The organism is Streptomyces sp. NRRL S-340 (assembly GCF_000720185.1).
Lineage (GTDB): Bacteria > Actinomycetota > Actinomycetes > Streptomycetales > Streptomycetaceae > Streptomyces.
Genome location: NZ_JOIY01000039.1, coordinates 51066 through 68825 on the forward strand (window position 1 = coordinate 51066; position 17760 = coordinate 68825).

Below are 17760 nucleotides of genomic sequence, written 5' to 3' on the forward strand. Positions count from 1 at the left end.
ACCGATGTCCTTTCCTCTGCTGACAGCGACGGCGGCGCTCCCGGCCGTCGGGGCCGTCGCCACGGCCGCCGTACCGGCCTCCCGGCGCGCCGCCGCCAAGTGGCTGGCCCTCCTGGTCTCCCTCGGCACGCTCGCGCTGGCGGTCACCACCCTGGTCCGCTTCGACCCGGACGGCGCCCGCTACCAGCTCACCGAGTCCCACTCCTGGATCGCGGCCTTCGGGGTCCGCTACGAACTGGGCGTGGACGGCATCGGCGTCGCGCTGGTCGCGCTGACCGCGCTGCTGATCCCGTTCGTGGTCCTGGCGGGCTGGCACGACGCCGACCCCCTGGAGACCGGCAACCGCCGCTGGCGGCCCACCCAGGGCTTCTTCGCCCTGATCCTGGCCGTCGAGGCGATGGTGATCGTCTCCTTCGAGGCCACCGACGTCTTCCTCTTCTACATCTTCTTCGAAGCCATGCTGATCCCGATGTACTTCCTCATCGGCGGCTTCGGGGACCGTGCCCACGAGCACGGGGAGGAGACGGCCGCGACGCAGCGTTCCTACGCGGCGGTGAAGTTCCTCCTGTACAACCTGGCCGGCGGCCTGATCATGCTGGCCGCGGTGATCGGCCTGTACGTCGTCGCCGGGAACTTCTCCCTCACCGAGATCGCCGAGGCCCGCGCCAACGGCTCGCTGCACATGGCCACCAGCACCGAACGCTGGCTGTTCCTCGGCTTCTTCTTCGCCTTCGCGGTGAAGGCCCCGCTGTGGCCGCTGCACACCTGGCTGCCCAACGCCATGCAGGAGTCCACCGCCCCCGTCGCCGTCCTCATCACCGCGGTCGTCGACAAGGTGGGCACCTTCGCGATGCTCCGCTTCTGCCTCCAGCTGTTCCCCGGGGCGAGCAGGTGGGCCACGCCCGTGATCCTCGTCCTCGCCGTGATCAGCATCATCTACGGCGCACTGCTGGCGGTCGGCCAGCGCGACATCAAGCGCCTGATCGCCTACGCGTCGATCTCGCACTTCGGCTTCATCATCATGGGCATCTTCGCGATGACCAGCCAGGGCCAGTCCGGCGCGACGCTCTACATGGTCAACCACGGCCTCTCGACGGCCGCGCTGCTGCTGGTCGCCGGATTCCTGATCTCCCGGCGCGGCTCGCGGCTCATCGCCGACTACGGCGGTGTGCAGAAGGTCGCGCCCGTGCTCGCCGGCGCCTTCCTGATCGGCGGCCTGGCGACCCTCTCACTGCCGGGGCTCGCCCCCTTCGTCAGCGAGTTCCTGGTCCTGGTCGGCACCTTCACGCGGTACCCGGCCATCGGCATCGTCGCCACCTTCGGCATCGTGCTCGCCGCGCTGTACACCCTCGTCCTCTACCAGCGGACGATGACCGGCCCGGTGAAGCGGGAGGTCTCCGCGATGCCGGACCTCAGAGTGCGGGAGCTGGTGGTCGTGGCCCCGCTGATCGTGCTGCTGATCTTCCTGGGCGTCTATCCGAAGCCCGTGACGAACATCGTCGACCCGGCGGTCAAGCAGACCATGTCCGACGTACACAAGACCGACCCCAAGCCCGACGTGGAGGCGGCCAAGTGAGCGCAGCAGCCGTCCACAGCCTGTGGACAACCGCGGCCGACCCGATCGCCAAGATCGGCGCGCCGAAGATCGAGTACGGGCAGCTGTCGCCCACCCTCATCGTCGTGGGCGCGGCGATCGTGGGGGTGCTGGTCGAGGCCTTCGTCCCGCGCAGGTCCCGCTACCACGCCCAGGTGTTCGTGTCCGTCGTCGCCCTGTGCGCCGCCTTCGCCGCGGTCGTCGCGCTCGCGGCGGACGGCTACGGCACCACGAAGGCGCACATCGCGGCGATGGGCGCCATCGCCGTCGACGGGCCGTCCCTCTTCCTCCAGGGCACGATCGTGCTGTCCGCCCTGGTCGGCCTGTTCACCTTCGCCGAGCGGCGCCTGGACCCCGAGGCGCACGGCAACCGCGTCGACTCCTTCGCGGCGCAGGCCTCGGCCGTGCCGGGCAGCGACAGCGAGAAGGCCGCCGTGAAGGCCGGGTTCACCACCACCGAGGTCTTCCCGCTGCTCCTGTTCGCCGTCGCCGGCATGCTCGTCTTCCCCTCGGCGAACGACCTGCTGACCCTGTTCGTGGCCCTGGAGGTCTTCTCCCTCCCGCTGTACCTGCTGTGCGCCCTGGCCCGCCGCAAGCGGCTCATGTCGCAGGAGGCCGCGGTCAAGTACTTCCTGCTCGGCGCGTTCGCCTCCGCCTTCACCCTGTTCGGCATCGCCCTGCTGTACGGGTACGCCGGCTCGGTGTCGTACACGACGATCGCGCAGGTCGTCGAGGGCAACGTGCCCAGCGTCGACCCGGCGCTGGCCGACACCATGGGCAATGACGCGCTGCTGCTCATCGGCGCCGCGATGGTGGTGATGGGGCTGCTGTTCAAGGTGGGCGCCGTGCCGTTCCACATGTGGACGCCGGACGTCTACCAGGGCGCGCCGACCCCGGTCACCGGATTCATGGCGGCGGCGACCAAGGTGGCCGCGTTCGGCGCGCTGCTGCGGCTGCTGTACGTCGTGCTGCCCGGGATGCGCTGGGACTGGCGGCCGGTCATGTGGGGCGTGGCGATCGTCACCATGCTCGGCGGTGCGATCGTCGCGATCACCCAGACCGACATCAAACGCCTGCTGGCCTACTCGTCCATCGCCCACGCGGGGTTCATCCTCGCGGGTGTCATCGCCACCTCGAAGGACGGCGTCTCCTCCGTCCTCTTCTACCTGGCCGCGTACTCCTTCGTGACGATCGGCGCGTTCGCCGTGGTCACGCTGGTGCGCGACGCGGGCGGCGAGGCGACGCACCTGTCCAAGTGGGCCGGACTCGGCCGGCGCTCCCCGCTGGTGGCGGCCGTGTTCGCCGTCTTCCTGCTGGCCTTCGCGGGCATCCCGCTGACCAGCGGCTTCGCCGGGAAGTTCGCCGTGTTCAAGGCGGCGGCGGAGGGCGGCGCGGCACCGCTGGTCGTCATCGGTGTGATCTCGTCCGCGGTCGCGGCCTTCTTCTACATCCGCGTGATCGTCCTGATGTTCTTCAGCGAGCCGCGTCCGGAGGGCCCGACGGTGGCGGTGCCCTCACCGCTGACCATGACGGCGATCGGCGTGGGGGTGGCCGTCACGGTGGTGCTGGGCGTGGCCCCGCAGTACTTCCTGGACCTGGCGGACCAGGCGGGGGTGTTCGTGCGCTGACCTGACCCTGCCGATGTGTCTGCCCGGCAGCCCCCACGGGGCTGCCGGGCAGACACGTCAGGAAGGTGTCACCCACACCGGCGGGGCTTGATCGCCGACAGATCCAGCTCGATCGTGAACGGGACGTCCGTCTTCATCCGCTCGCGGAAGATACCCGTGCTCGTGTAGGTACCGGTGGTGGGCTCCAGTTCGAAGACGTGCACGACGGCGCGATCGTTCTCGTTCTCGACCCTCCAGTAGTGGGGGATCTTCGCCCGGGCGTACTTGAAGGGCTTGGTCTCCCGGTCGCGGGAGATGGATTCCTCGGAGACGACTTCGATGGCCAGGACGACGGCGTTCGCCGGGAAGCGAGTCTGTTTCGCGTTCTCCACGGCGTCGGTGCGCACGACGACCACATCCGGTTCCGGGCGGTTCTGGCGGTCGATGTCGATGGTGAGCTCACGAACAACCTGAACCTCATCAGGCGCCACTGACTGCAGTTGCCACTCGAAGAAGCTCACTGCACGCGAGTGGAAAAGCGTCTGCGGACTCACGAAGACCAGGCTCCCGTCGATCAGTTCCGTATGCGGAGGCAGATTCGGGAGGCGTTCCAGGTCGTCGGCGGTCCAGCCGCCTTCCGGCGGAGTCGGCCAGGTGGGCTTGGACGCCTTCGGTGCGACGCTCATCAGTGCTCCCATGGGACGGAGTCTCGCCGGTGCATTCAGACTATCGGCCGGAAACGGGCAGGTCTCCTGCGTACGTGTGAACGAGTCTCGTGTCATTGGCCTGGCGCCGCGGGGTCCGGCCTGTGGATAACTCCAGCGCTGTCGGCGGCGCCCCCTATCGTGGAGGAAGTGGTCGAGGGACCACGTACGGGGGACGAGACGATGGGCGGGACAGGCGGTGTCACCGAGATGGCAGTGACGGACAGCGAGGCGCTCGCCACGCTGCGCCGGGTCTTCGGGTACGAGACCTTCCGGGGCGAGCAGGAAGCGGTCATCGAGCACGTGGTGACGGGCGGCGACGCCGTCGTGCTCATGCCCACCGGCGGCGGCAAGTCCCTGTGCTACCAGATCCCGGCCCTGGTCAGACCCGGTACAGGCATCGTGGTCTCGCCGCTGATCGCCCTCATGCAGGACCAGGTGGACGCCCTGCGCGCGCTCGGTGTGCGGGCCGGCTTCATCAACTCCACGCAGGACTTCGACGAGCGGCGCGTGGTCGAGGCGGAGTTCCTCGCCGGCGAACTGGACCTGCTCTACCTCGCGCCGGAGCGGCTGCGCGTGGACGCCACGCTCGACCTGCTCTCCCGCGGCAAGATCTCCGTCTTCGCCATCGACGAGGCGCACTGCGTCTCCCAGTGGGGTCACGACTTCCGCCCCGACTACCTGACACTGTCCCTGCTGGGCGAGCGCTGGCCCGACGTGCCCCGCATCGCACTCACCGCGACCGCCACCCACGCCACGCACCAGGAGATCACCCAGCGGCTGAACATGCCGCAGGCCCGGCACTTCGTGGCCAGCTTCGACCGGCCCAACATCCAGTACCGGATCGTGCCCAAGGCCGACCCGAAGAAGCAGCTGCTGGCCTTCCTGCGGGCGGAGCACGCGGGCGACGCCGGCATCGTGTACTGCCTGTCGCGCAACTCGGTGGAGAAGACCGCCGAGTTCCTGTCGGCCAACGGCATCCAGGCGGTGCCGTACCACGCGGGCCTGGACGCGGGCACGCGCGCCGCGCACCAGTCGCGCTTCCTGCGCGAGGACGGCCTGGTCGTGGTCGCCACCATCGCCTTCGGCATGGGCATCGACAAGCCGGACGTCCGGTTCGTCGCCCACCTCGACCTGCCGAAGTCCGTCGAGGGCTACTACCAGGAGACCGGCCGTGCGGGCCGCGACGGCCTGCCGTCGACGGCCTGGATGGCCTACGGCCTCAACGACGTCATCCAGCAGCGCAAGCTGATCCAGTCCGGTGAGGGGGACGAGGCCTTCCGCCGCCGCGCCGCCGCCCACCTGGACTCGATGCTCGCCCTGTGCGAGACGGCCGCCTGCCGCCGCGGCCAGCTCCTCGCCTACTTCGGCCAGGACCCGCAGGAGTCCGGCTGCGGCAACTGCGACACCTGCCTGACCCCGCCGGAGACGTGGGACGGCACGGTCGCCGCCCAGAAGGTGCTCTCGACGGTGGTCCGGCTCCAGCGCGAGCGCGGGCAGAAGTTCGGCGCCGTGCAGATCATCGACATCCTGCTGGGCAAGCGCACCGGCAAGGTGATCCAGTTCGACCACGACCAGCTCTCCGTCTTCGGCATCGGCACCGAGCTGTCCGAGGGGGAGTGGCGCGGGGTCGTGCGCCAGTTGCTGGCCCAGGGCCTGCTCGCGGTGGAGGGCGAGTACGGCACGCTGGTGCTGACCGACGCCAGCGGCGCGGTGCTGCGCGCGGAGCGCGAGGTACCGCTGCGCAAGGAACCGAAGCGTCCGGCCGCCTCGCGGTCGTCCTCGTCCGCCTCCGGGCGGAGCAAGGGCAAGGCCGCCGTGGCCGAACTGCCCGAGCACCTGCTCCCCGCCTTCGAGGCCCTGCGCGCGTGGCGTGCCGAGCAGGCCCGCGAGCAGGGCGTCCCCGCGTACGTCATCTTCCACGACGCCACGCTCCGCGAGATCGTCACGGCCTGGCCGTCGTCGGTGGACCGGCTCGGCACGGTCGGCGGCGTCGGCGAGAAGAAGCTCGCGACGTACGGCGAGGGCGTGATCGGGGTCCTGGAGTCGCTGGCGGCACCGGCCGGCGGGGCCGACGACCACTTCGGCCCCGGAGCGGGCGCTGACCCGGGCCCGGAGCCCGAGCCGGAACCGGACGACGACTGGATATGAGCGACGGACCCGGACACCGGTCCGCGGGCGACCGCGGACGATGACGGCCGGGGACGGGGGAGGCGCGGGGCGGTCCGCGGGCCGCCGGGTCACAGCGCGCGTGCGGCGTACGCCCTGACGTCCGCGTCCGGGTCCGCCGTGGCCGCGGCCAGGGCAGCGCGGGCGGACGCCGCCGAGGTGTGCCGCGTCAGCGCCAGGACGGCGGTGCGGTTTCGGCGCAGGTGCGAGGGAGTTCTGCTGGTTGTTCGCCGCCCGCCTGCCACCGCCGGACCCTTCGGCGTGCCGGACCGCCGGACCGCCGGAGCCGCCGTTCCCGCGGCCCCTGCGGCTGCGTCGACCCCTCCCGCGGGCGTCGCGTCCCCCGGCGCCGCCACCCCGGCGCCGTCCGCCCGGGCCCGCCATTCCAGCGCTGTGCGGCCGGTGGCGTCACCCCCCTACCGTCCGCCCGGGCCGTCACCCCAGCGCTGTGCGCCCAGCGCCGTCACCCCGGCGCCGTCCGCCCGGGCCCGCCATTCCAGCGCCGTGCGGCCGGTGGCGTCACCCCAGCGCTGTCAGTCCGGGGGCGAACGTGATCAGCAGGGGCAGCAGCGGTACCAGGGCCGCCACCGTCGTCGTCAGGGCCCTGCGCCTGCGGTCCAGCCGGGGCGGGGGCTCCAGGAGCCGGTCCACCCGTTCACCGAGCAGACGGTGGCTGGAGGCGCAGGAGAGGACGCCGCGGTGCTGGTTGAGTTCGATCAGGGCGAGGGCCGTGGTGAGGTGGCCGTGGCGGCGGGAGGCGGTGTCGTCGGCGGCCAGCTCGACCAGGCGGTGGGTCTGGTCGCAGAAGTGCGCGAAGAGCGGGACGCGCGGGAAGCCGGTCGCGAGCGCGGTCGACAGGTGCAGCAGCCAGTCGTGGTGGGCGCGGGCGTGTCCGCGCTCGTGGGCGAGGACCGCGTCGAGCTGGTGGCCCGTCAGACGCTGCAGCGCCCCCGTCGTGACGATGAGCTGGGGCGGATGGCCGGGCATCCACCACGCGTCGGGGTACTCGTCCTCCAGCACCAGCATCGGCCCCCGCGCCACGGGCAGGCCCGCGGGCAGGTCGGGAGCGCGTTCCCGCAGGTGCGCGCGGGCCAGGCCGCGGCGACGGCGGGCCTCGGCGAGTTCACGGCCGAGCATCGCGGTGGTCCAGGCGGCGCCGCACGCCAGGAGCAGGGTGAGGGCGGCGGCCCAGGCGGGCGCGACCGACAGGTCGTAGGCGGCGGTCACCGCGGGCGGCGCGGGAGCGAACACCCGGTCGCGCACGGTGTGGAAGACCGCCGCCGCGCCCAGGACCAGGGCGGCCAGGCAGCACAGCAGGACGGTGGCCACCAGGCACTGCCACACCCACAGCGCGACCACGGGTTCCCGCTCGGGCCACCGCGCCCGGGTCAGCGCGCGGGGAACCGGCACGGCGGCCGCCAGAGCGACGGCGCTCAGCAGGAGCAGGCAGACGGTCATGCCACGGTCTCCGGATCCTGATCGGAGGTGGGCGGGTGTCGGGTCGTGCGGTGGAGCGGACTGTGCTGTGCTGCGTGCGGTGCGGTGGAGCGGGGTGTGCGGTGAGGCGTGCGGTGCGGTGGTGCCGGCGGCCGTCCCCGCGGTGGTACGGGCGGGCCGTGCGCGGTGGTGCCGACGGGTGTCCGCGGTGGTGCCGCGCGGACCGTGCGGGCGTGGTGCGCGCGCCGCGCCGTCTGCCGCCAGTATGACGGGGACGGGCGCCCCGGGGCACGGTCCGGCGGCAACCTGCCCGCACGATCTCCGCCATGGCGGCTGGGACGGGCGCCCCGGGTCGTGGTCCGGCGGCAGCCCGCCCGCACGATCCGGGCTACGACGGCTGGGGCGTCACCCCGCCACGATCCGTCCCGTGACCTCGCCCAGCCCCACCCGGACCCCGCCCGCGCCCGGCGCCCACGCCGACAGCGTCACCACGTCCCCGTCCTCCAGGAACGTCCGCTTGCCGTCCGGGAGTTCGATCGGTTCGCGGCCGTTCCAGCTGAGTTCCAGGAGCGAGCCGCGCTGGGCGGGCTCCGGTCCGCTGACCGTGCCCGACCCGTACAGGTCGCCGGTGCGCAGCGAGGCGCCGTTGACCGTCATGTGGGCCAACTGCTGGGCGGCCGTCCAGTACATCGTGGAGAACGGCGGCTGAGAGACGACGTGTCCGTTGATCGCGACGGAGATCCGCAGGTCGTAGCCGCCGGGGTCCTCCCCGGTGTCGTCCAGGTACGGCAGCAGCGGGTGCGTGCGCCGCGGCGGGGCCAGCCGTGCGTCCTCCAGCGCGTCCAGCGGAGTGATCCACGCCGACACCGACGTGGCGAACGACTTGCCGAGGAACGGGCCGAGGGGGACGTACTCCCAGGCCTGGATGTCCCGCGCCGACCAGTCGTTGAGCAGGCACAGCCCGAAGACGTGCTCGCGGAAGTCCGCGAGGGCCACCGGCTGCCCGAGCCGCGAGGGCACGCCCACCACGAAGCCCACCTCGGCCTCGATGTCCAGCCGGATGGAAGGGCCGAAGACGGGGGCGGGGTCGGAGGGGGCCTTCCGCTGCCCCGAGGGGCGTACGACGTCCGTGCCCGACACGACCACCGTGCCGGAGCGGCCGTGGTAACCGATCGGCAGGTGCTTCCAGTTGGGCGTCAGCGAGTCCTCGGCGTCCGGGCGGAAGATCCGGCCCACGTTGCGGGCGTGGTTCTCGGACGCGTAGAAGTCGACGTAGTCCGCGACCTCGAAGGGCAGGTGGAGGGTCACCGAGGACAGCGGGTGCAGGAACGGCGCCACGGTCTCCTGGTGGGCGGGCACGGTCACCCACGCCGTCAGCGCGCGCCGCACGTCCGACCAGGCGGTGCGGCCCGCGGCGAGCAGCGGGTTCAGGGTCGGCCGTGCCAGCAGGGCGGCGTAGGGGGAGCCGAGCGCCAGTGCCGCCGCGCCCGCGTCCAGGACGTGGTCGCCGAGCCGGACGCCGACGGTCCGCTCCTGCGATCCGGCGCGGGAGAAGACACCGTAGGGAAGGTTGTGCGGACCGAAGGGATCGCCCTCGGGGACCTCGAAGGGGGGCATCGGGTTCTGCCTCTCTTTCGTGTGCCGTGCGTTCCATGGGGGCGGCACCTGGGCGCACCTGGGCCACCGGGCCACACGTTCATGTGGTCGCGCCACACGTTACGGGGGAGGTGCCGTCTTGGGCAGTGTCCGCATAGTTCGCAATGCCCGGACCAGAGAGCCGGGGCGGGTGATCCGGGCCCGGTGTCCTCGGGGACGCGGACGGGGCGGATCCGCTCTGCGGGGACCGCGCGTCCGTCCGGCCGGCCAGGGGCACGGCACAGGCGGACCGCCTGGTGGGGGCCCTGCCCCTCACCGGCCGCATCGCCCTGTTCCCGTACGTCACCCGCGTGGCGGATCCGTATTCTCTGATCATGCCCGCTCCCCACGCCCCCGCCCTCATCGCCACCGACCTGGACGGAACGCTGCTGCGCGGCGACGACACCCTGTCCGAGCGGTCCCTCGCCGCACTCGCGCGGGCGACGGCGGCAGGCGCCCGGCACCTCGTCGTGACCGGCCGGCCGGCGCCGAGGGTACGGCCGCTGCTGAAGGACCTGGGCAGTACCGGGCTCGCGGTGTGCGGCCAGGGCGCACAGCTCTACGACGCCGGGGCGGACCGCCTGCTGTGGTCGCGGACGCTCGACCGGGAGACCGCCGAGACGGCGCTCGGCAAGATCGAGGCGGAGGTGGGGGAGGTGTACGCGGCGGTCGATCAGGACGGGGTGAACGGGCTCACGCTCATCGAGCCGGGGTACCGCATGCCGCATCCCACGCTGCCCGCCCAGCGGGTGGCGCGGCGCGACGACCTGTGGCGCGCGCCCATCAGCAAGGTGCTGCTGCGCCATCCCGCCCTGTCCGACGACGAGCTGGCGGCGACGGCCCGGGGTGTGGCCGGTTCCCTCGTCACGGTCACCATGTCGGGCCCGGGGACCGTGGAGCTGCAGCCCCGCGGCGTCACCAAGGCGACCGGTCTGGCCCTGGCCGCCGGGCGTCTGGGGCTGGGGCCCGAGGACACCCTCGCCTTCGGTGACATGCCGAACGACATCCCCATGTTCCGGTGGGCCGCCCGGGGAGTGGCCATGGCCGACGCCCACCCGGAGCTGAAGGCGGTCGCCGACGAGGTCACCACGTCGAACGAGGACGACGGCGTGGCCGTCGTCCTCGAGCGGCTGTTCCTCTGAGGGCCGGATCCGTCAGTACGCGCTGAAGACGTTGTCGATGGAGCCGTAGCGCGCGGCCGCGTAGTTGCAGGCGGCCGTGATGTTCGCGACCGGGTCGTAGATGTCGAACGACGTGCCGGCCACGTGGTAGGCGTTGAAGGTCGGCTGGATGACCTGGAGCAGGCCCTTGGACGGGATGCCCTTGGCGGCGTTGGAGTCCCAGTTGTTGATGGCCAGCGGGTTGCCGGAGGACTCGCGAATCACGTTGCGGTAGATGCCGTTGTACGTGCCGGGGATGCCCTTCTGGCCCATGATCGCGAGCGACTCGCGGATCCAGCCGTCCAGGTTGTTCGGGTAGGCGACCGTGCTGACCGTCTTCGCCGTGGTCGCCGCCGCGGGGGCGGCGGAGGCGCTGGTGGCGCCGATCAGGGGGAGGGCGAGGACGGCGGCGCCCGTGCCGGAGACGGCGAGGGTGCGGACGAGGCGGGCGGTGCGGGAACGGCGCTGACCGTTTGCAGGCATGGGGGATTCCTCTCCGTCGCCTGCGAGGTGAGCTGTCGGGTTCGGGCGGGGAGGTGCCCGGCCGTGCCCTCGGGTGGCACGGCTTCACCCCGAGCCGTTCCGGCGCGGCGTACGACGTGGACGACGTACGGCGCTCCGGCCCGGCGACTTACCTGGGTCCCCCGCTCCTGCCATGAAGTGGTTCGGTCGATGGATATCGGGCGGTGGCAGGATTCGGCGGCCACCCGACTGGCCGGGAACGTATGCGAGAGCACATGTCCCGAACAAGTACCTGATTCATACATCGCCCTAGTTGACCTTGATCCGGGGTGTTTTGGGTACTTGATCCTTTGCTTCTGCCAAGGGTCAACTCGTATGCGGGGGAAGGGAACCGGGGGTGTGCGGGGCGGCGGCGGGGCGACGGGGCGCGCGTGACCCAACTCACGGAATAATCCGGCCAGGAGCATTTACGGCCAACAGGAATTGAAATGCTAATAGGGGTAAATCGGACCCCCTCGGTGAGGCCGGGGCGAGGAAGGGGTGGGGAGTGGTGATGCCGGGGCGGGGCAGCAGGGGAGAGGGAGTGGTGGCTGTCACGTTCGGTGAGGCTGTGGCCCGGTTCGCGCGGACGAGGGTTCGTCGCGCTCCGTGGCGGTCCGTCGCGGCCTGTCGCGGTCTGTCGTGCTCGGCGTGAGGCCGCGGAGGGGGCAGGGTAGGGAGGAGTGAGTCGATAAATATCTGTTCATACGTGGTGATCGAAAACATATCGGTCGTGATCCGATACCACCTGGCCTGTATCGGTGGGCGCTATCGGTGATCGAAACGTGACCGGATACGCTGACTTGAGTGATGGCAGCGACCTATCGACAAACCGTGTAGCGCCAGCAGACACCAGCAGACAGGAGACCCCTCGTGACCGTCGTCGGGCCGTTCGGGCTGAGCGTGCGGGACCAGGCTCTCGAAGCCGATGTCCAGGCCGGGTTGGCGGCTGTCGAGGAAGGGCTGCTCGAAGCCACCAAGAGCGAGGTCCCGTTCATCACGGAGGCCGCCCAGCACCTCGTCAGGGCGGGCGGGAAGCGGTTCCGCCCGCTGCTCGTGATGCTCGCGGCCCAGTTCGGCGACCCGTACGCGCCGGGCATCGTGCCGTCGGCCGTGGTGGTGGAGCTGACCCACCTGGCGACGCTGTACCACGACGACGTGATGGACGAGGCCGCCGTGCGGCGCGGCGTGGCCAGCGCGAACACCCGCTGGGGCAACTCGGTGGCGGTCCTGACCGGCGACTTCCTCTTCGCCCGCGCCTCGCAGATCCTCGCCGACCTCGGCCCGGAGGCCGTCCGGGTTCAGGCGCTGGCGTTCGAACGGCTGGTCACCGGCCAGATCCTGGAGACGGCGGGCCCGCAGGACGGCAGGGACCCCGTCGAGCACTACCTGGACGTGCTGGGCGGCAAGACGGGATCGCTGGTGGCCGTCTCGTGCCGGTTCGGCGCGATGATGTCCGGGGCCGACGAGACGGTCGTGGACGTGCTGACGCAGTACGGGGAGCGGCTCGGCGTGGCGTTCCAGCTGGCCGACGACGTCCTGGACATCGCCTCCGACTCGCACGAGTCCGGCAAGACGCCGGGCACCGACCTGCGCGAGGGCATCGCGACGCTCCCGGTGCTGCGGCTGCGCGAGCGCGCCGCCCGGCTGGGGCTCGCCGAGGACGTCGCCCTGTGCGAACTGCTGGACTCCGACCTGAGCGACGACGCCCGGCACGCCGAGGCGCTGGCGGCGCTGCGCGCGCACCCCGCCCTGGAACAGGCGCGCCGCGACACCGTGCGGTACGCGGAGGAGGCGCGGGCCGCACTCGCGCCGCTGCGCGAGTGCGACGCCAAGGCCGCGCTGCTCCAGCTGTGCGACGCGGTGGTGCACCGGGCCGGCTAGCCCGTCCCCGTCCCCGCCCGCAGAGGGCGGCGTCTCCACCCTGACCCCTACGGGGCGGGGGAGCCGCCGCCCTTACGTGTCATACCGCAGGCGTACACGGAGTTGGCTCCGGGGTCTGACGCTTCCTCCCCGCCTGTTTGGTCAGATGGAAGCACGGACCGCACCACTCCTCACCGATTCGGGTGAGAATGGCGGCTTGGGGTGGGAGCAGTGCACACGGGCAGCCGCCGCCGACGACGGAGGTAAGGCACACATGGCACCGTACGAATCCGACGACACCAGGGACGACACCGCGGAGGCGGACGGCAGGCACTCGGCGCGCCGCAAGGCAGCGCGGTACGTCGTCCCGGTCGCGGTGGTGGGGGTGGCGGCGGCGACCATCGGGCTCGTCCCGGCACTCGCCGACTCCGGTGACCCCGACCTGCCGAAGATCAACGCGCAGCAACTCATCGAGAAGATCGCCAAGTCGGACGTCCAGCGGCTGTCCGGCACGGTCAAGGTCAGCACCGACCTCGGTCTGCCCAGCCTCGGCGGCCTGGAGAGCAGCCTCGCCTCCGGCGCCGTCAAGGGCGGCGGCGACGGCTCGGCCGCCGACCCCGCCTCCAAGCTGACGGAGCTGCTCTCGGGCACGCACACCCTGCGGGTCGCGGGCGACGGCCCGGACCGGCAGAAGCTCTCGCTGGTCGAGAGCGCCGCCGAGTACAGCCTCGTGCACAACGGCAAGGACGTCTGGGGCTACGACAGCAAGTCCAACGAGGTCTACCACGGCACCGCCGCCGAGCACGGCGACAAGGGCAAGGAGCAGCGGGTCCCGGCCACGCCCAAGGACTTCGCCGACGAGGCCCTGAAGTCGGTCGACGACACCACCTCGGTCACGGTCGACGGCACCGCACAGGTCGCCGGCCGGGACGCCTACAAACTGGTGATCAAGCCCAAGCACGCCTCGGGCACCACCGTCGGCGCGATCAGCATCGCGGTGGACTCCAGGACCGGGCTGCCCCTGAAGTTCACGCTCACCCCGGCGAGCGGCGGCGCCGCCGTGCTCGACGCGGGCTTCACCCAGATCAGCTTCGCCGCGCCGGCCGCCTCCACGTTCGACTTCACGCCGCCCAAGGGCGCGAAGATCACCGAGGAGAAGGACGGCACGGCGGGCGAGCACGCCCGCAAGCCCGGTGCCCCGCGCCAGGGCCTCACCCCGCCGAAGGACTTCTCGCAGGACAAGGGCCTCGCCAAGGACGGCATGAAGGTCATCGGCAAGGGCTGGAACTCCATCGCCACCTTCGACACCGGCGCCAAGGGCGGCCTCCCGACGGACTCCGGCAGCGGAAACCTCAGCGGCTTCCTGGGCTCGCTCGGTGACCACGTGACCGGCACGTTCGGCAAGGGCACGGTCTTCTCCACCCGCCTGGTCAACGCGCTGATCACGGACGACGGAAAGGTCTACGCCGGTGCCGTCACCAAGGAGGCGCTGGTGAAGGCGGCGGACACCGCGCGGTAGGCACGCCGGGGCACGAGGGAGCGAGGAAGCCGATGGACGACGCGGAGGGCGGCGGCGGTGAGCGCGGTGACCGCCGTGGCCGCGGGGACGGCGCCGGCGAGAGGGCGGGCGGCACCGGCGGCAGCGTCATCCGCACCCGTGCGCTCACCAAGCGCTACCGCGGGGGACAGCTCGCCGTCGACGGTCTCGACCTGACCGTTCCGGCGGGCAGCGTCTTCGGCTTCCTCGGTCCCAACGGTTCCGGAAAGACCACCACCATCCGGATGCTGATGGGGCTCATCGAACCCACGTCCGGCACCGCACGGGTCCTGGGGCAGCCCATGCCCCGCTCCGCGCGCACCGTGCTGCCGCACGTCGGCGCGCTGATCGAAGGTCCCGCCCTGTACGGCTTCCTCTCCGGCCGGGACAACCTGCTGCGGCACGACGCCGCCGACCCGACCGCCGACCCGCGCACCCGGCGCGCCCGGGCCGCCGCCGCGCTGGAGCGGGTCGGTCTGACGGCGGCCGCCGGCAAGAAGGCCCGGAACTACTCCCTGGGGATGAAGCAGCGCCTCGGCCTCGCCGCCGCCCTGCTCCGGCCGCGCAGACTGCTCGTCCTGGACGAGCCCACCAACGGACTCGACCCGCAGGGCATGCGGGAGATCCGCTCCCTGGTCAGGGAGCTGGCCTCCGACGGCACGACGGTCTTCCTCTCCTCCCACCTCCTCGACGAGATCGAACAGGTGTGTACGCACGCAGCGGTCATGACCCAGGGCCGGCTGGTCACCCAGGGCCCGGTGGCCGAGCTGGCCGCCGGGGCGCGTGGCCGGCTGGTGGTCACCACGCCCGACGGGGCCGAGGCGGCCCGGGTGCTGAAGGAGCAGGGCGTCGGGGACGTGACCGTGACGGAGGACCGGGTGACCGGCGAGCCACCGTCCGGTGATCTCGCCGAGGTGAACGCGGCGCTGGTGACGGCGGGTGTCCGCGTCCGCGGTTTCGGAGTCGAACGGGCCTCGCTGGAGGACGCGTTCGTGGCACTCACCGGGGAGGGATTCGATGTCGCGGGCTGAGACGGCGGGCCCGGCCGAGCCCCCCGCGCGCGGGACGGACGGACCGCACCCCAACCCGTTGTGGACCCTCGGGCTGTTCCGCGACGAACTGCGGACCACCTTCCGGCGCCGGCGCACGCTCGCCCTGCTGGGCGTGCTGGCCGCCGTGCCGGTCCTGGTCGGGGTGGCCGTCCGGATCGAGACGCGCGGCGGGGCGTCGGCCGGGGGCGGTGGCGGGGGACCGGCGTTCATCGCGCAGATCACCAACAACGGACTGTTCCTGGTCTTCACCGCCCTGGCCGCTACCCTGCCGTTCTTCCTCCCGCTGGCCGTCGGCGTGATCGCGGGTGACTCGATCGCCGGCGAGGCCGGTGCGGGCACCCTGCGCTATCTGCTGGTCGCCCCCGCGGGCCGCACCCGCCTGCTGCTCACCAAGTACGCCACGACCCTGGTCTTCTGCCTGGTCGCGACGCTGGTGGTCGCCGTCTCCGCCCTCGCCGTGGGCGCGCTGCTCTTCCCGCTCGGCGATCTGACGACGATCTCCGGTACGCAGATCAGCTTCGGCCAGGGGCTGGGCCGCGCACTGCTGATCGCCGTCGTCGTCGCCGCCTCCCTGACCGGCATCGCCGCTCTCGGCCTGTTCGTCTCCACGCTGACCGGCAGCGGCATCTCCGCCATGGCGACGACGGTGGGACTGCTGATCACCGTTCAGATCGTCGACCAGATACCCCAGTTGCACACCGTCCAGCCGTACCTCTTCCCGCACTACTGGCTGTCCTTCGCCGACCTGATGCGCGAGCCGGTCTACTGGGACGGGCTGGTGAAGAACCTGGAGCTGCAGGCGCTGTACGCGGCGGTGTTCGGCTCGGCGGCCTGGGCGCGGTTCACGGCCAAGGACGTCACCGCGTAGGGCGGCCGCGGGTCAGCGGGCACCGTGCGCCAGGCCGGTGAGCCGGGCCAGCGGTTCCGCCTCGCGCGGTGGGCGGCCGCTCAGGTCGCCGAGGCGCCAGGCCGGTACCCACGGCACGTGGTGGACGTCGACGACGGCCTCGACCGGCCGTACCCGCTGCGCGAGCGGGCGCGGGAGCCGGCCCGGCGCGTCCGCGACGAGCACCACGGCGTCCAGGTCGAGCCCGGCCGGTGCCTGCCCCCGGCGGAACACCTCGAGCGCCCGGACGACGGCGTCCAGCCCGGTCGCGTGGGTCCGTGCGACGAGCAGCACCGAGCGCGGGGCGCCGGGCCCGGGCCACTGACGCCCGCAGTCGTGGCCGCCGAAGACGGCGGCGAGCGTGGTCGTGCCCGCGCCGCCGTGCGTCGCCACCCAGGAGTACCGCCGGGGCGTGGCGCGCAGGAGTCCCGGGCCCGCGGCACCGCCCGCGCCCGGTCCGGCCGCGCCCGGGCCTCCCGGTACCGGACCGGCAGTCCCCGGTCCAGCGGCTGCCGGCGCCGCGGCTGCCGGTTCCGCGGCCGTCACGGGTCCGCGGAGCCATATCTCCGGTCCCTGCCGCATGTCCGTTCGCATGCCCGTTCCCTCCGTGGTCACCACGACGATCTTGGTGCTCGCAGCGTTACCCCGGTCACAGGACAGCGGTTCCTGGTGCGAGTCTGTGACGTCGCGGTGACGTGGAAACCGCAGGCGAGCAGAGAGACTCGACAGTACGCGCAGGACCGGATGGCACGCATCCGAGTGAGGGAGCCGATGTACCGACTGAGCCGCGAGAAGAAGCGGGAACAGAAGCGCGCCGCGCGCTCGGCCGCGTCCGTGGCGGCGCCGATCGCGGTGCACGTGCCCGTGCCCCCGTCCGGCCCCGTGGACGCCGCCGGTGACGGAGCCTGGGCCTCCGTCGGCGGCGTACGGGTGGACTCGGCGCCCGGCGAGGAGATCCAGCAGGCCGTGCTGAACCACCTCCACCGCATCGCCCTCGCCACCGGCCGCCCCGTCCGCGCGACGGTCACCGACGAACGCATCGGCTACGTCGTCCCCCTCCAGGTCCACGGCGACGGCTCCAGCACGTTCACCGCCCAGCCGCTGCGCACGGCACCGGGGGAGCCGGCCCGGCCGCTGACGGAGCGCGCGACACAGGTGCTGCGGCGGCCACCGGAGGTGTCCCGGGAGGCGAAGCCGTCCCAGGCACCGGGCCCGGCCCCGACTTCGGATCCGTCCCCGGCTTGGGATCCGCCCGCGGCCTCGGGCCCGTCCCGGACTCCGGGCGCCTCCCCGGAGCCGGACCCGTCCCAGGAACCGGCGCGGCCGCCGCAGGCGGTGCCAGGGGCGCTGTCCTCCTCCGGGTCCGCGCCGACCATCGCCCTGGGTTCCGGGTCCGCCCCGGTGGGCGACGGCGCCGCGGAGTCCGCCCCCGCCACCCCGCCCGGCACGGCAGCGGCCCCGACGGGGCGCTTCGGACCGCCGCCGGTGATGGACTCCGGCCCGTCGGCCGGTGCGGGCGCGGGTGCCGGCGGGCGGCCGCCGGCCGTGCCGGGCCCCCCGGCCCCCGCCTTCCCGGAGCCCGCCCCCCTCCCCGTGCCCCCCGCCCCCCTCCCCG

At 72.5% G+C, this 17760-nt stretch carries 13 protein-coding genes, 1 pseudogene and 1 riboswitch; of the genes and pseudogenes, 9 read left to right on the plus strand and 5 right to left on the minus strand.

The window, feature by feature from the left end; genetic code table 11:
* Nucleotides 1–4: 4 nt before the first annotated feature.
* Together IG64_RS28170 and nuoN are read left to right on the plus strand one after the other, a co-directional pair.
* Nucleotides 5–1576: an NADH-quinone oxidoreductase subunit M gene (locus IG64_RS28170; RefSeq protein WP_037861271.1), complete on the plus strand. Its 1572-nt coding sequence runs from the start codon at nucleotides 5–7 to the stop codon at nucleotides 1574–1576.
* Nucleotides 1573–3222: an NADH-quinone oxidoreductase subunit NuoN gene (gene nuoN, locus IG64_RS28175; protein WP_037861272.1), complete on the plus strand. Its 1650-nt coding sequence runs from the start codon at nucleotides 1573–1575 to the stop codon at nucleotides 3220–3222. The genes IG64_RS28170 and nuoN overlap by 4 nt, the downstream gene beginning before the upstream one ends.
* A gap of 68 nt (nucleotides 3223–3290) precedes the next feature.
* Here nuoN and IG64_RS28180 read toward each other — a convergent pair whose 3' ends face one another.
* Nucleotides 3291–3887, minus strand: coding sequence for a Uma2 family endonuclease (locus IG64_RS28180; protein ID WP_037861273.1), 597 nt, complete (start codon nucleotides 3885–3887; stop codon nucleotides 3291–3293).
* A 201-nt stretch (nucleotides 3888–4088) separates the two neighbouring features.
* Here IG64_RS28180 and recQ point away from each other — a divergent pair, with 201 nt between their 5' ends.
* Nucleotides 4089–6056: a DNA helicase RecQ gene (gene recQ / locus IG64_RS28185; RefSeq protein WP_037861274.1), complete on the plus strand. Its 1968-nt coding sequence runs from the start codon at nucleotides 4089–4091 to the stop codon at nucleotides 6054–6056.
* A gap of 537 nt (nucleotides 6057–6593) precedes the next feature.
* Here the strand turns inward: recQ and IG64_RS28190 are convergent.
* Together IG64_RS28190 and fahA are read right to left on the minus strand one after the other, a co-directional pair.
* Complete coding sequence (locus tag IG64_RS28190) at nucleotides 6594–7532, minus strand: M56 family metallopeptidase (RefSeq protein ID WP_037861276.1); 939 nt, start codon at nucleotides 7530–7532, stop codon at nucleotides 6594–6596.
* Between the two features lie 384 nt (nucleotides 7533–7916).
* A complete protein-coding gene (fahA, locus tag IG64_RS28195) occupies nucleotides 7917–9128 on the minus strand; it encodes a fumarylacetoacetase (protein WP_037861278.1) in 1212 nt (403 codons plus the stop codon).
* Nucleotides 9129–9481: 353 nt separating this feature from the next.
* Between fahA and IG64_RS28200 the strand changes: the two genes are divergently transcribed.
* Nucleotides 9482–10288: an HAD family hydrolase gene (locus tag IG64_RS28200; RefSeq protein WP_037861300.1), complete on the plus strand. Its 807-nt coding sequence runs from the start codon at nucleotides 9482–9484 to the stop codon at nucleotides 10286–10288.
* Nucleotides 10289–10300: 12 nt separating this feature from the next.
* Here the strand turns inward: IG64_RS28200 and IG64_RS28205 are convergent, their stop codons facing one another.
* On the minus strand, nucleotides 10301–10789 hold the full coding sequence (locus IG64_RS28205; RefSeq protein ID WP_037861280.1) for a transglycosylase SLT domain-containing protein: 489 nt from the start codon (nucleotides 10787–10789) through the stop codon (nucleotides 10301–10303).
* Between the two features lie 4 nt (nucleotides 10790–10793).
* Nucleotides 10794–10987: riboswitch (cyclic di-AMP (ydaO/yuaA leader) on the minus strand.
* A 693-nt stretch (nucleotides 10988–11680) separates the two neighbouring features.
* Here IG64_RS28205 and IG64_RS28210 point away from each other — a divergent pair.
* The 4 genes from IG64_RS28210 (at nucleotide 11681) to IG64_RS28225 (ending at nucleotide 16127) form a co-directional block, all read left to right on the plus strand.
* Nucleotides 11681–12691, plus strand: coding sequence for a polyprenyl synthetase family protein (locus IG64_RS28210; RefSeq protein WP_037861282.1), 1011 nt, complete (start codon nucleotides 11681–11683; stop codon nucleotides 12689–12691).
* Nucleotides 12692–12944: 253 nt separating this feature from the next.
* Complete coding sequence (locus tag IG64_RS28215) at nucleotides 12945–14189, plus strand: LolA family protein (RefSeq protein WP_037861284.1); 1245 nt, start codon at nucleotides 12945–12947, stop codon at nucleotides 14187–14189.
* A 32-nt stretch (nucleotides 14190–14221) separates the two neighbouring features.
* Nucleotides 14222–15238, plus strand: coding sequence for an ABC transporter ATP-binding protein (locus IG64_RS28220; RefSeq protein ID WP_037861285.1), 1017 nt, complete (start codon nucleotides 14222–14224; stop codon nucleotides 15236–15238).
* Nucleotides 15225–16127, plus strand: coding sequence for an ABC transporter permease (locus tag IG64_RS28225; protein WP_037861287.1), 903 nt, complete (start codon nucleotides 15225–15227; stop codon nucleotides 16125–16127). The genes IG64_RS28220 and IG64_RS28225 overlap by 14 nt, the downstream gene beginning before the upstream one ends.
* 12 nt (nucleotides 16128–16139) lie before the next feature.
* Here the strand turns inward: IG64_RS28225 and IG64_RS28230 are convergent, their stop codons facing one another.
* Entirely contained in the window at nucleotides 16140–16739 is a 600-nt protein-coding gene (locus IG64_RS28230) for a DUF6668 family protein (RefSeq protein WP_078884266.1), read from the minus strand.
* Between the two features lie 177 nt (nucleotides 16740–16916).
* Here IG64_RS28230 and IG64_RS28235 point away from each other — a divergent pair.
* Nucleotides 16917–17760: pseudogene (locus tag IG64_RS28235) on the plus strand (tetratricopeptide repeat protein); the annotation flags it as partial.

Coding starts and splice junctions, on each gene's coding strand:
- IG64_RS28170 (WP_037861271.1), top strand. CDS start 5: ATGTCCTTTCCTCTGCTGACAGCGACGGCGGCGCTCCCGGCCGTCGGG.
- IG64_RS28180 (WP_037861273.1), bottom strand. CDS start 3,887: ATGAGCGTCGCACCGAAGGCGTCCAAGCCCACCTGGCCGACTCCGCCG.
- recQ (WP_037861274.1), top strand. CDS start 4,089: ATGGGCGGGACAGGCGGTGTCACCGAGATGGCAGTGACGGACAGCGAG.
- IG64_RS28190 (WP_037861276.1), bottom strand. CDS start 7,532: ATGACCGTCTGCCTGCTCCTGCTGAGCGCCGTCGCTCTGGCGGCCGCC.
- fahA (WP_037861278.1), bottom strand. CDS start 9,128: ATGCCCCCCTTCGAGGTCCCCGAGGGCGATCCCTTCGGTCCGCACAAC.
- IG64_RS28200 (WP_037861300.1), top strand. CDS start 9,482: ATGCCCGCTCCCCACGCCCCCGCCCTCATCGCCACCGACCTGGACGGA.
- IG64_RS28205 (WP_037861280.1), bottom strand. CDS start 10,789: ATGCCTGCAAACGGTCAGCGCCGTTCCCGCACCGCCCGCCTCGTCCGC.
- IG64_RS28215 (WP_037861284.1), top strand. CDS start 12,945: ATGGCACCGTACGAATCCGACGACACCAGGGACGACACCGCGGAGGCG.
- IG64_RS28220 (WP_037861285.1), top strand. CDS start 14,222: ATGGACGACGCGGAGGGCGGCGGCGGTGAGCGCGGTGACCGCCGTGGC.
- IG64_RS28225 (WP_037861287.1), top strand. CDS start 15,225: ATGTCGCGGGCTGAGACGGCGGGCCCGGCCGAGCCCCCCGCGCGCGGG.
- IG64_RS28230 (WP_078884266.1), bottom strand. CDS start 16,739: ATGCGAACGGACATGCGGCAGGGACCGGAGATATGGCTCCGCGGACCC.